Source organism: Burkholderia orbicola, from assembly GCF_900100915.1.
GTDB classification, from domain to species: Bacteria; Pseudomonadota; Gammaproteobacteria; order Burkholderiales; family Burkholderiaceae; genus Burkholderia; species Burkholderia orbicola.
In genome coordinates this window covers 3,485,769-3,498,546 of sequence record NZ_FNKW01000001.1, presented here as the reverse complement: position 1 = coordinate 3,498,546, position 12,778 = coordinate 3,485,769, and the positions used below count along the sequence as shown (strand labels likewise).

Genomic DNA, 12,778 nt, shown 5'->3' with positions numbered 1-12,778 from the left:
CGGTCACCCAACGCATTGACGGAGAAATTTCGATGACGGTGTATTTCATCGGCGCGGGCCCAGGCGACCCGGAGCTGATCACGGTGAAGGGCCAGCGCCTCGTGCGCACCTGCCCGGTGATCCTGTATGCGGGTTCGCTCGTGCCGGCCGCCGTGCTCGACGGTCATCGCGCGGAGCAGGTCGTCAACACGGCCGAACTCGACCTCGACGCGATCGTCGCGCTGCTCGCGGCCGCGCATGCGAAAGGGCAGGACGTCGCGCGCGTGCATTCGGGCGACCCGTCGCTGTATGGTGCGATCGGCGAGCAGATCCGCCGCCTGAAAGCACTCGGGATTCCGTACGAAATCGTGCCGGGTGTGACGGCCACGGCCGCGTGCGCGGCGACGCTCGGCGTCGAGCTGACGCTGCCGGGCGTCGCGCAAACGGTGATCCTCACGCGTTTCGCGGGCAAGACGACGATGCCGGAAGGCGAAGCGCTCGGCGCACTCGCCGCGCATCGTGCGACGCTCGCGATCCATCTCGGCGTGCGCCATCTCGCGCGTATCGTCGACGAAGTGCTGCCGCATTACGGCGCCGATTGCCCGGTGGCGGTGATCTATCGCGCAAGCTGGCCCGACGAGGAACGCGTGACGGGCACGCTGGCCGACATCGTCGGCAAGGTGCAGGGCACGCAGATCGCGCGCACCGCGCTGATCCTGATCGGGCGCGTGCTCGACGCCGAAGGGTTCGCGGATTCGACGCTGTACGCGAGCGCGGGCTGAACCCGCCTGCGCCCGCGCAGTTGGCCCGCGGCGCCGCTCAGGCCCGCGCGACGTGCCGCGCCAGCTTCGGTGCAAACCCGGCTGCGAGCACGAACAGCACGACACACAGGCATGCCATCGCGATCCACGCGGGCGTCAGGTCCGCGAGACGCTGGCGCACGATGCCGGCCGCGAACGGAAACACGCCGGCAATCAGGTAGCCGACACCCTGCACGAACCCCGTCAGCGACGCGGCATCGGCCGGCGTGGCCGCATGGTCGACCGTGACGATCAACGACAGCGGAAACAGCGCGCCGATCCCCGCACCGAGCAGCAGGGCAGCCGGCAACGCGAGCGCGTCGGGCGCGGCCAGCATCACCAGCAAGCCGACGAACAGCGACGCGATCGCCGCATGCAGCGCCGGCCGGCGATCGGGCACGCGGTCGATCGTCGCGGAAATAGTCATCCCCGCGACGACTTCCGCAAGCGTCACGCCGCCGAGCAGGCTGCCGGCCGCGGTCGGCGACCAGCCGAGCCGCATGTAGTACGGCGGCAGCCACGCGAGCACGAGCGTGTAAGCGCCGGTCGCGATGCCGAAGAACAGCGCGAGCCGCCATGCGCGCGGCGAACGCGACGGCCGCGCATTCGATACCGACGCGGGCCCGACGGCAAGCGTGTCGCCGCCCCGGCTGGCCAGTGGCCAGGCCAGTGCGGCGAGCGCCGCCGGCAACGCCCAGCCCGCGAGCGCGGCGAGCCAGCCCCAGCGCGCCGCGGCGAACGGCGCGACGACGCTCGCGAGCACCGCGCCGCCCATGATCGACGTCGAATAGACACCCATCGCGCCGCCGATGCGCGTCGCGAAATGCGCCTTCACGAAGCCGGGCAACAGCGCCTGCACCATCGCGATCCCGACACCCGCGCAGCACGCGCTCGCGAGCAGCAGCCATGCGTGCTGCGCCCCGACGCGCGATGCGCACGCCAGCCCGATCAATGCGACGCCGAGCCACACGCCGCCCGCGATCCCGATGATGCGCTGCAGGCGCCGCGCGCTCAGCGCGCCGAGGCCCATCAGCAGGATCGGGATCGTCGTCAGCAGGCTGGCCGCGCCGTCGCCGATCCCCGTCGCGCGCTGGATCATGTCGAGCAGCGGCCCGACCGCGGCGAGCGCCGGCCGCAGGTTCAACCCGACGAGCACGATCGCGGCGAGCCGCCATCCGGGGGAAGTGAAGCGATTCATCGCAAGGCCCTCGATATCGATGCGCGACTGCCGGTGAGGCGCCGCGCGTTTTTCAGGTAAAGTATCTCGACATCAAGATAAATGGTGATTTATCTCGACGTCAAGATAACTGGTAGGCCGAGGAGGGTTAATGGATCGAGCCGAGCATGCGCTCGCGCAATGGCGCGCCGAGCGCCCGGATCTCGACGCAACGTCGATGGTGGTGATGGGGAGGTTGCAGGAAGCCGCGCTCGTGATCGCGCGCGACCGTCTCAATCCGCTGTTCGCGCGCTACGGCATGCAGCCGGGCGAATTCGACGTGCTCGCGACGCTGCGGCGCAGCGGTGCGCCGTTCGCGCTGACGCCGACCGCGCTGTACGACGCGCTGATGATGTCGTCGGGCGGGATGACCGCGCGCATCGACCGGCTGCAGAAGGCGGGGTGGGTCGATCGCCGGCCGAACCCGGCCGACGGGCGCGGCACGCTCGTCGCGCTGACCGATGCCGGGCGGGCGTTGATCGACGAGGCCGTCGTCGCGCATATCGACAACCAGCGCGCATTGCTGGCCACGTTGTCGGCGGCGGAACAGGCGCAGTTGTCGGAACTGCTGGGGAAGTTGCTGGCGGGGTTGGGAGGTGCGACGCGGGAAGGGGAGGAAGAGAAGTCGCGTTGAAGAATGCGTGATGGAAACGTACGCGCCGGGAAAAAGGTCTTGGTGAATTTTTGTGGACGTCGCATGCCGACCCTTCTCTGTCGTTCGCCGCAGGACCTCGACAAAGGCGGCTTATGACGGTACAACGGTCATCGCACCTGTCCGGACGTTCGAAGACACGGCTGAGTTAGTCGGGGTCGGGACGACCCCTCGCTTCAACCCGACCACCCCGCCCGCCTGTAATCGCTTGGAGACACTCCGGACACCCGTTTGAACGCGCTGCTAAATGCGCTTTCGGATGCGTAACCTAACCTCGCCGCGAGAATGGCAATCGGCAGTTTCTCGTCGGTTAACGCCTGCTTTGCCATACGCATGCGCCACTGCGTGAGCCACGTGAGCGGAGCCATGCCCGCAACCGACCTGAAATGTACGCAAAACGCCGTGCGCGACATTGCTGATGCGGCCGCAAGCTCATCCAGTCGCCATGCCCGGCCGGGATCGCCATGCATCAACCGTAGCGCGGGCGCAAGCCGTCTGTCGCCGATGGCGCGCAGCCAGCCGTTGGGGATTGCCGTGCTGGTGTCGAGATGGACGCGCAGCATTTCGACGAACATCAACTGCGCAAGGTAGGTCGAAGCAAGGCCGCTGCCCGGCAAACCCGACGCGAATTCCTTGACGAGCTGGGCAAGCAGCCATCGAAGGACGGCCGCCTGCTCGCAGTCCGCGCGGATGTGTATCAGCGATGGCAGGACGTCGACCAGCAGCGCGTCGTTTGAGGGCGCGAGCCTGACGTGTCCGCCGATCTGCGTACAACCATTGCCGTCGCCGATCGTCGCAGTCCGAGTTCGCTCGCCGGAGAACACTGTTGCCGCGTCGACCGGATCCGCGTCCGGATCGCTTGCGAGGACAAACGCGTGTTCGCCCGTCAGCAGAAAGACGTCGCCTTCGCCGACCGCGACCGGCTCCGTCTGCGCATCAATGCAAAGCCAGCAGTTGCCCTTGACCAGTGCGAAGAACTTGAGCTTTTTCGGCTGCGGAAAGCGGATCGCCCACGTGCCCCCCGCAGAGAAACTACCGGCCACGACGGGCTGGGTACCGAGCAGCCGGAGGATAGCCGAGAGCGGGTCGTCCTCGATATTTGAACTCATGCGACAGTATTCCGAACGTTTGATGATTCATCGTACCGGGATTTGAGCCCACACTGCGTACATCATTGTTCGTCCAGGGAAATACCATGATGACGCCACAAAAGCCACTGGGTTCGGGTTTCGGAGCCGCCACCACCGCCGACGAGGTCATCGCCGGCATCGATCTTGCCGGTAAGACGGCGATCGTGACCGGGGGCTATTCCGGCCTCGGACGCGAAACCGCCCGGGTTTTGCGCGCGGCCGGCGCACGCGTAATTGTTCCCGCGCGCGATCTGCGCCGCGCCAGCGAGGCACTGGCCGGCATCGACGTGGAAATCGCGCCGATGGATTTGCTCGATCCGCCCTCAATCGATGCCTTTGCGGCGGCGTTCCTCGAATCGACTCCAGCGCTGCACATGCTGATCAACAGCGCCGCGATCATGGCCGTGCCGGAATTGACGCGCGACGCGCGCGGGTACGAGTCTCAGTTCGCGACCAACCATCTCGGCCACCTGCAACTCACGATGCGGCTCCTGCCGCTGCTGCGCAAGGCGGAAGGTGCTCGCGTGGTGTCGGTTTCGTCGATTGGGCACCGTTATTCGCCGGTGGTTTTCGACGACCCGCATTTCGAGCGTCGCGCGTACACGCCGTGGGCAGCGTATGGGCAAGCGAAGACCGCCAATATCCTCTTCGCCGTTGCGCTCGATCAGCGCGAAAAGGAACACGGAATCCGCGCGTTTTCGCTGCACCCGGGAGCTATTGTCGAGACCGGGCTGGGGAAATACATTACGCGCGAGCAGCTGATCGCCGCAGGTGTCCTTGATGAACAAGGCAAGCCCGTGCGCGATCCGGCGAGGCAACTCAAAACTGTCGGACAGGGAGCCGCCACCCAGGTCTGGTGTGCAACGAGTCCACAATTGAATGGCATGGGCGGCGTATATTGCGAAAACGTCGACATTGCTTCGGTGATGATGCAGGAACCGGAGAAGATGGATATGTCGGATGCAATGCGACTTACGGGCGTATTACCCTATGCCGTCGACTCTGGATTCGCCGATGACCTATGGGCACTCAGCGAGCGACTTCTCAGCGTCTAGTGGAAGCTGCTACTACTTGCCAGATTCGGCTCTTCGGTTTTTTATGGGGCTGTCTCATCATGACTGGCGACGAACCGTTACTTGTTACGAAGCAGCCATTCGAGCGTCGTCGTCAGCGTGCATGCCTATGGCAGCAGCTGGCCGAACACCGACAGTGTTCCCAGCGTTCCCCGAAAATTCGTGACGAGCAAAAAAATGCCCACCGCGCATTGCGGTGGGCCTGACTCGAGCGTGGCGCGGGCCGCGGACGGCATGCCCGCTGCCGCCCGGTCACTCAGCCCCGCGCCGGAATATTGAGCCCCCGCGCAACAGCCGGCCGCTCAACAAACGCGTCGAGCACCCGCTTGACGTGCCGGAATTCGCCGAAGCCGACCAGATCGCCCGCCTCATAGAAACCGACCAGGTTACGCACCCACGGGAAGATCGCGATGTCCGCGATCGTATAGGTATCGCCCATCACCCACTGGCGATTCGCGAGATGCGCGTCGAGCACGCCGAGCAGGCGCTTCGATTCGGCGACGTAACGGTCGCGCGGGCGCTTGTCCTCATAATCGCGCCCGGCGAACTTGTGGAAGAAGCCGAGCTGGCCGAACATCGGCCCGATGCCGCCCATCTGGAACATCACCCACTGGATCGTCTCGTAGCGGCCCGCGAGATCCTGCGGGATCAGCTGGCCCGTCTTGTCCGCGAGATAGATCAGGATCGCGCCCGATTCGAACAGCGGCAGCGGCTGGTCGTCGGGGCCGTTCGGATCGATGATCGCGGGGATCTTGTTGTTCGGGTTCAGCGACAGGAATTCGGGCGAGAACTGGTCGTTCGTGTCGAAACGCACGAGGTGCGGCTCGTACGGCAGGCCGGTTTCCTCGAGCATGATCGACACCTTGACGCCGTTCGGCGTCGGCAGCGAGTAGAGCTGGAGGCGGTCGGGATGCTGGGCCGGCCACTTTTGCGTGATCGGGAAGGCGGACAGGTCGGGCATGAAGGTTCGCTCGTCGAAGTGAATGATCCGCGCTCCGCCCGTGCCGCCGCGCTCGCGCACGGTTCGCGGCGCGGCGGCAGGGCGGAGCGCGCCGAAAGCGCCCACTGTAGCCGATCCGGGGAATCGATGCAGGGGTCGGCCAGCCGCCGGTGGTTCGGCACAATAGCCGTGTTTGGCGCCGCTCACGGTGCCGCAAGACACGGCGGGCAACGTATCTCCGGCGGCCGCCGGACCGCATACGGCCCGACGCGTTCCGCCTCCCACCGAGATACGACGTCCTAACACACCCGGCCAAAAGACTCCGCCACCGCCGACAAACTCCACCACCGCACATTTCCTCGACAAACGGAAGCTTTTTGTCAGGGAAAGTCCCGCCCCGAGTTCGGTGGTTTTTTGTTGACCGACATCGTATAACGCCGTCATGATTTCCTGACAAGAAAGGTCCCATCCACCGACCGAAGTGAGGAGACATGAACACCATCCCGATCGCTCGCCGTGTCCGCCGGATCGCACTCGCAATGGGCTTCACGCTGTCGGCCGCCTCAGCCGTTGCCGCCCCCGTATCGCTGAACATCGTCGACGTCGCCGGCAACCTGCAGCTCACGCAGAAGGCCATCGAGGCGTTCAAGGAGAAGAACCCGGGTCTCGTCGCGAACGTCACGTTCACGAACGCGCCCGCGCCGCAGTTGCCGGGCAAGATCAAGGCGATGCAGGCGGCGGGGCGCTCCGACATCGACCTCGTGCTGACCGGCACCGACGCGCTGGCCGCCGGCATCGAGCAAAACCTGTGGCAGAAGCTCCTGCCCGACAACGCGGGTGCGCTCCCCGGCGTGCTCGACAAGTACGCGCCCGGCCCGCGCAAGATGCAGGATCTCGCGCAGGGCTTCGGCCTCGAAGTCACCTACATGCCGGCCGGCCCGCTGCTCGAATACAACCCGGCGAAGGTCAGCGACCCGCCGAAGACGCCCGACCAGTTGCTCGCGTGGTGCAAGGCGCACCCGAACAAGCTGATCTATGCGCGCCCCGCGAACTCGGGCCCCGGCCGCACGTTCCTGATGGGGCTGCCGTACGTGCTCGGCGACAAGAATCCGCAGGACCCGATCAACGGCTGGGACAAGACCTGGGCATTCCTGAAACAGTTGAACGAATGCGTGCCGTACTACCCGGGCGGCACGTCGGCGGTGATGAAGGAACTCGGCGAAGGCACGCGCGACATGACCGTGACCGTCACCGGCTGGGACCTGAACCCGCGCGCGCTCGGCATCGTGCCGGCCGAGTTCAAGATCCAGGCGTTCGACAACATGACGTGGGTCAACGACGCGCACTACATGGTGATCCCGAAGGGCGTGCCGAAGGAAAAGCTCGACGTGCTGTTCAAGCTGATGAACTTCCTGCTCGAACCGGCGCAGCAGGCGATGACCTACGACGACGGCTACTTCTACCCGGGCCCGGCGGTGAAGGGCGTGACGCTCGAGATGGCGCCCGCGCACAGCCAGGAAGTGATCAGGAAATTCGGCCGGCCCGAATACGCGAAGCTGCTCGCCGATCGCCCGCACGTGCAGCCGCTCAACGCGCAGGCGATGGTCGCCGCATTCCAGAAATGGGATCGCGAGATCGGTTCGCAGAAATCGAAGTGACGCCTGAACCGGCGGGCGCCGCGGCGCCCGCGTCGATGGAGTTCGAGGAATGAAGCACAATTTCGAACGGTTGCGGCTCGACGGCGTGTGCCGCAGTTTTACCAATACGGAAGGCGCGCAGGTCGCCGCGCTGAACGGGCTCGACCTCGAGATCCGGCGCGGCGAATTCATCGCGCTGCTCGGCCCGTCGGGCTGCGGCAAATCGACCGCGCTGAACTGCATCGCGGGCCTGCAGCCGCTCACGCGCGGCGGCATCTGGCTCGACGACGTGCGCATCGACGTGCTGCCGCCTGAGCGTCGCGGCTTCGGGATGGTGTTCCAGAACTACGCGCTGTTTCCGCACATGTCGGTGCTCGAGAACGTCGGTTTCGGCCTCAAGATGCGCGGCGTGGCGAAGCAGGAAACGCGGCGGCGCGCGCAGCAGGCACTCGAACTCGTGCAGCTCGTCGGTCACGAAGGCAAGCTGCCCGGGCAACTGTCGGGCGGGCAGCAACAGCGCGTCGCGATCGCGCGCGCGATCGTGATCGAGCCGCCGCTCGTGCTGATGGACGAGCCGCTGTCGAACCTCGACACCAAACTGCGCATCGAGATGCGTGCGGAGATCCGCCGCATCCACACGCAGCTCGAACGCGCGACGATCTACGTGACGCACGACCAGGACGAGGCGCTGTCGATGGCCGACCGCATCGTCGTGATGAAGGAGGGCGTCGTGCAGCAGGTCGCGTCGCCGAAGGAGGTCTACACCCGCCCGCACAATCTGCATGTCGCGCGCTTCATGGGCTATCGCAACGTGCTGCCGTTTACGCTCGAAGGGATGGCCGGCGATTACGTGAACGTCACGTCGGGCGGCGTGCGCCTCACCGGCGTACCGATGGCCGGCTTCGACGCGAAGGACGTCGTGGTCGCGCTGCGTCCGGACGACATCGAGCGCGCGGAAGAAGGCGCCGACAATGCGTTCGACGCGACCGTCGAGACGGTCGAGTACGGCGGCCGCGACTCGCTGATTCGCGCGATCACGCCGTTCGGTTCGATCTGGGCCCGCGTGGCCGGCGAGTTCACGCAAGGCGAACCGCTGCGGCTACGCGTGGCGCCGGCGCGCACACTCGTCTGTGCGGGGGACACGCAATGAACGGCCCGCGCCACCCGGCGCGCGCGGCGGCATCCCGCCCGGAGGCCGCATGAGCACGCTCGCGACCGGCGGCGCGCCGCGCGACGCGAAAGCCTGGCTCGTCACGCCGGCGCTCGCGTTCATCGCCGCGCTGTTCATCTATCCGTTCGCGTACGGCCTCGTGCTGTCGTTCCAGCCGACGAACGCGACGAACGGCGGCGGCGCGCTCGCGAACTACGTGCAGTTCTTCACCGATACCGCGATGTGGCCGACCGTGCTCGTCACGCTGAAGCTCGCGGTGCCGGCGACGCTGCTCAACGTCGGCATCGCGGTGCCCGTCGCGTTCGCGCTGCGCCGCAATTCGCCGTACCAGAAGTTCGTCACGACGCTGCTCGTGATTCCGGTCACGCTCGGCACGGTGCTCGTCGCCGACGGGATGCTCACGTATTTCGGGCCGAACGGCTGGTTTCCGCAGGCGCTGCAGGGGCTGCACCTGTACACCGACGAAGTGCGCCTCACACACAACTACTGGGGCGTGCTGCTGTCGCTGATCGTGTCGGGTTTTCCGTTCGCGTTCCTGTTGATGCTGTCGTACATCAGCGGCATCGACCCGACCCTCGCGCGCGCGGCCGCCACCCTCGGCGCGAACCCGTGGCAGCAGTTCCGGCAGATCTATCTGCCGCTGCTCGTGCCGGGGCTCACGATGGCCGCGTGCCTGTCGTTCGTGCAGGCGTTCTCGGTGTTTCCGTCGGCCGTGCTGCTCGGCGCGCCGGCCGGCCCGACGCGCGTGATCTCGATCGCGGCGGCCGAAGCCGCGTTCGAAAGCTACGACTATTCGCTCGCGTCGGCGATCGCGATCGTGATGGGCTTCGTGCAGTTGCTGGTGGTCGCGTCGATGCTCGGCGCGCGCCGCTTCTTCTATACCGGCGCGGTGACGGGAGGCAAGGGCTGATGGCGACCGACGATCATGCCGCCCGCACGTGGCCGCCGAAGCACGACGCACCCGATACGCGGCCCGTCGATGCAAGGAAACCGCACCGGATGAAAAGCAATCTCGCCGGCCGCGCATGGAAGGCGCTCGTCTGGGGGCTGATGGCGTTCTTCCTGTTGAACGTGATGCTGCTGATCGCGACCGTCGCGGTGAACTCGGTCGCGACGCGCTGGTTCGGCACGCCGCTGCCGCAGGGCTTCACGTTGCACTGGTATGCGAAGGCGTGGGACGACTTCCAGCTCGCCAGCGTGCTGTGGGTGACCGTCGAAGTGGTCGGCGCGGTCGTGCTGCTGTCGATCGCGCTCGGCGTGCCGGCCGCGTATGCGCTCGCGCGCGTGCAGTTCCGCGGCAAGCGCTTCGCGCTGCTGGTGTTCCTGCTGCCGCTGATGGTGCCGCCCGTCACGTACGGGATTCCGATGGCGACGGTGATGTACAAGATCGGGCTCGCGGGCACGCTGCCGGGCGTGATCCTCGCGAACCTGGTGCCGGCGCTGCCGTTCGTGATCCTCGTGATGACGCCGTTCATCGAACAGATCGATCCGAACCTCGAAGCGGCCGCGCGCATCTTCGGCGCGAACACGTGGCGCTATTTCCGCTACGTGCTGCTGCCGCTGCTGGTGCCCGGCATGCTCGCGGCCGGGCTGCTCGTGCTGGTGCGCACGATCGGGATGTTCGAGCTGACGTTCTTCACCGCGGGCCCGAGCACGCAGACGCTCGTCGTCGCGCTGTATTACGCGGTGTTCTCGACCGGCGTGCGCGCGCCGCAGTCGATCGACGCGATGGCGATGATCTACATGGCCATCACGCTCGTATGGGTCGTGATCGCGCTGCAGTTCGTCAGTCCGACGCAGCTCGTGAGCCGCGTGAAGCAGGAGCGGCAGTAGGCGAGGGCATCGCACGATCGCACCGGGTCGCCAGGCTGTAGGTAGCCGTGCAATTGGTTACAAATGGATACCGCGCACGACACGCGGACGTTGCAGACTACGCGGCGTTCACCCGATCCACGGATATCCATGAAGTTTCACACGCTGCTGACACTCGCCGGGGCTTCGACGCTGCTGGCCGCCTGCAATCTGCTTCACGACGGTCCCGGATCGAGCGACGTCGACGCCGCCGTGCGCCGCGCGCTCGAAGCGGAAAACCACGGCGGGCTGAACGCGCTGTTCGGCCAGCCGTTGCCCGTGTCGGCCGACGTCGTGTCGGCGAAACCCGACGGCGACTGCAAGAAGCTCGGCGATCGCACGTATTCGTGCGACGTCGTGGTCACGTGGCGCAATGCCGATTACTCGCCGTCGCGCGCGAATCTGACCTTCGTGAAGGCGGCCGACGGCGCATGGCAGACGTCGGGCGTCGACGCGGCGCTCGTGACGGGCACCGCGAAGTCGCTGATCGACCATATCGGCAAGGCCTGGCCGGGCAATGCGGCGAGCGGCGCGTCGGCGCTGGAGTGACGCAGTGGGCCAGTGACGCGCCGGCCACCCGCAAGCCCGCTTTCCCCTCCTCGTGCAGGCGGCCCCGTTCGTACGGGCCGCGCCGCCCGCTTTTTCGATAAAAGGGCGCAAGCACTTGTCTTATCTCGTTTGACCCCATCCTCGGTATGCGGGCAGGGTTATAGGGAAAACCCTTATCTCAGGTATAATTACGGCGAGAGAGAAAGGTCCCAACCATGCCTGAACGTTTCCAAACCCTTGAAAAATTTGTGTTTTCCCTCGTCGTGATGTCCGCCGTCGTGTGCTCGGCCTTCCTCGCGTACGAGCGTCATCCCGAGATCAAGATCGCGCTGCACGAAGGCGAAGCGCTGATGCGCGAGAGCGCCAAGTACTCGGTCATCTGCTCGCCGTCCAAGGTCGATCCTTGCGTCGAGATGTCCGCATACTGAGCGGCCTGACTGAGCGGCTTTTCCGCCTTTCGGACTTGCCCTACATCACTGCCGGCCTGAATGCCTTAAAGTCGCGTCCACCAGGTATTCAGAAACCGGCCGCAAGATAGGGCGGATGCACGAACCCGTTACGTGCCGAGTCGCTGGCGTAAGCAGCCCCGCATTCAGCCGGCCCCGCTTCGAGCAATCGAGCGGGGCCGTTCTCGTTCTGCTGGTGCGTGTCACACAACGTGCCGCGGTTCACCACCGACGAACGCGGCGATGTTGTCCACGAGCTGGTCGGCCAGCGCCAGCATCGCCTCGTCGCTCGCCCACGCGACGTGCGGCGTCAGGATGAACGCCGGATGCGACAGGATCGCGTGAAACGGATGCGCGGCCGGCAACGGCTCCTGCGTGACCACGTCGAACCCGGCGCCCGCGATCTGCCCCGACTGCAACGCATCGACGAGCGCGCTTTCGTCCACGAGCCCGCCGCGCGCGGTATTGATCAGCAGCGGGCGGCGCGCCATCCGCGCAAACGCGTGTGCGTCGATCAGGTGCCGCGTGGCCGGCGTGAGCGGGCAGTGCAGCGTGATCACGTCGCTGTCGCGCAGCAGCGTGTCGAGCGGCGCATGACCGTCGCCCGATGTGTCGCCGTGCGCCGCGAACAGCACCCGCATGTCGAGCGCACGCGCGATGGCGGCCACCGCGCGCCCGAGCACGCCGTCGCCGACGATCCCGAGCGTCGAACCGGCCAGGTCGCGAATCGGGTGATCGAAGAAGCAGAACTGCCCGCTGTCGAGCCAGCGCCCCGCGCGCACCGCGTCGCGATAAGCGACGAGGCTGCGCCGCAGCGCGAAGATCAGCGCGAACGTATGCTCGGGCACCGTGCGCACCGCATAGCCGCGAATATTGCTCACGACGATCCCGCGTGCCGCACAGGTATCGAGATCGACGATGTCCGTGCCGGTCGCGGCGATCGCGATCAACCGCAACGGCCGCGCGGCGGCAAGGGCCGCCGCGTCGAGCCGCACCTTGTTGGTCACGACAATGTCCGCGTCGCGGATGCGCGCCGCGACCTCGTGCGCGGCCGTCCGGTCGAATGTCTGCACTACGTGCGGGAACGGAAACGGCTTCAGCCCGATCTGCGGCGACAGCGTCGCGCGGTCGAGGAACACGATCTTCGCGGGAGCGGAAACGGAAAACATGGCGGGTCTCGCTGGCAGGCGCCCGGTGGCGCGGAACGGACCAGATTCTGCCGGCCGCGCGCGCACCGTCGTTTGACCGTTGCGCGAGCGCGCTTTCCCGGATGGAAAGGCTGACGCGTCACACGTGGCCGACGACGCGCCCGCGCGGTCGCACGCCTTTCCGTT

Annotated in this window: 13 protein-coding genes; 9 read left to right on the top strand and 4 right to left on the bottom strand. The window is 66.4% G+C overall.

The annotated features are described in order from the left end of the window. The first annotated feature begins 32 nt into the window (after nt 1-32). Nucleotides 33-761, top strand: a complete 729-nt coding sequence (cobM, locus tag BLS50_RS16795; protein ID WP_074802717.1) for a precorrin-4 C(11)-methyltransferase — start codon at nt 33-35, stop codon at nt 759-761. 37 nt (nt 762-798) lie between these two features. Here cobM and BLS50_RS16790 read toward each other — a convergent pair whose 3' ends face one another. Then, nucleotides 799-1,977: an MFS transporter gene (locus tag BLS50_RS16790; protein ID WP_074802716.1), complete on the bottom strand. Its 1,179-nt coding sequence runs from the start codon at nt 1,975-1,977 to the stop codon at nt 799-801. 130 nt (nt 1,978-2,107) lie between these two features. On the opposite strand from BLS50_RS16790, the gene BLS50_RS16785 reads away from it, so the two are divergent. After that, on the top strand, nt 2,108-2,629 hold the full coding sequence (locus BLS50_RS16785) for a MarR family winged helix-turn-helix transcriptional regulator (RefSeq protein ID WP_074802715.1): 522 nt from the start codon (nt 2,108-2,110) through the stop codon (nt 2,627-2,629). Nucleotides 2,630-2,823: 194 nt separating this feature from the next. Here the strand turns inward: BLS50_RS16785 and BLS50_RS16780 are convergent, their stop codons facing one another. Then, on the bottom strand, nt 2,824-3,756 hold the full coding sequence (locus BLS50_RS16780; RefSeq protein WP_074802714.1) for an AraC family transcriptional regulator: 933 nt from the start codon (nt 3,754-3,756) through the stop codon (nt 2,824-2,826). 86 nt (nt 3,757-3,842) lie between these two features. Between BLS50_RS16780 and BLS50_RS16775 the strand changes: the two genes are divergently transcribed. After that, on the top strand, nt 3,843-4,832 hold the full coding sequence (locus tag BLS50_RS16775; RefSeq protein WP_027813095.1) for an SDR family NAD(P)-dependent oxidoreductase: 990 nt from the start codon (nt 3,843-3,845) through the stop codon (nt 4,830-4,832). A gap of 274 nt (nt 4,833-5,106) precedes the next feature. Here BLS50_RS16775 and BLS50_RS16770 read toward each other — a convergent pair whose 3' ends face one another. Continuing rightward, nucleotides 5,107-5,811 (bottom strand): glutathione S-transferase N-terminal domain-containing protein, encoded by a 705-nt coding sequence (locus BLS50_RS16770; RefSeq protein WP_074802829.1) that lies wholly within the window; start codon nt 5,809-5,811, stop codon nt 5,107-5,109. Between the two features lie 470 nt (nt 5,812-6,281). On the opposite strand from BLS50_RS16770, the gene BLS50_RS16765 reads away from it, so the two are divergent. The 6 genes from BLS50_RS16765 to BLS50_RS16740 all read left to right on the top strand — a co-directional run bounded on the left by BLS50_RS16765 (nt 6,282) and on the right by BLS50_RS16740 (nt 11,426). Continuing rightward, the gene (locus BLS50_RS16765) at nt 6,282-7,448 is read left to right on the top strand and encodes an ABC transporter substrate-binding protein (RefSeq protein WP_074802713.1); all 1,167 of its coding nucleotides are present in this window, start codon (nt 6,282-6,284) and stop codon (nt 7,446-7,448) included. A gap of 49 nt (nt 7,449-7,497) precedes the next feature. Beyond that, nucleotides 7,498-8,577, top strand: coding sequence for an ABC transporter ATP-binding protein (locus BLS50_RS16760; protein ID WP_074802712.1), 1,080 nt, complete (start codon nt 7,498-7,500; stop codon nt 8,575-8,577). Between the two features lie 49 nt (nt 8,578-8,626). Continuing rightward, nucleotides 8,627-9,508, top strand: coding sequence for an ABC transporter permease (locus BLS50_RS16755; RefSeq protein ID WP_006483578.1), 882 nt, complete (start codon nt 8,627-8,629; stop codon nt 9,506-9,508). Then, nucleotides 9,508-10,431: an ABC transporter permease gene (locus tag BLS50_RS16750; RefSeq protein WP_074802711.1), complete on the top strand. Its 924-nt coding sequence runs from the start codon at nt 9,508-9,510 to the stop codon at nt 10,429-10,431. The genes BLS50_RS16755 and BLS50_RS16750 overlap by 1 nt, the downstream gene beginning before the upstream one ends. Before the next feature lie 129 nt (nt 10,432-10,560). Next, the gene (locus BLS50_RS16745; RefSeq protein WP_074802710.1) at nt 10,561-10,998 is read left to right on the top strand and encodes a hypothetical protein; all 438 of its coding nucleotides are present in this window, start codon (nt 10,561-10,563) and stop codon (nt 10,996-10,998) included. A 215-nt stretch (nt 10,999-11,213) separates the two neighbouring features. Beyond that, nucleotides 11,214-11,426: a hypothetical protein gene (locus BLS50_RS16740; protein ID WP_006497261.1), complete on the top strand. Its 213-nt coding sequence runs from the start codon at nt 11,214-11,216 to the stop codon at nt 11,424-11,426. A gap of 221 nt (nt 11,427-11,647) precedes the next feature. Here the strand turns inward: BLS50_RS16740 and BLS50_RS16735 are convergent, their stop codons facing one another. Next, complete coding sequence (locus tag BLS50_RS16735) at nt 11,648-12,613, bottom strand: D-2-hydroxyacid dehydrogenase (RefSeq protein WP_074802709.1); 966 nt, start codon at nt 12,611-12,613, stop codon at nt 11,648-11,650. Between the last annotated feature and the right edge of the window lie 165 nt (nt 12,614-12,778).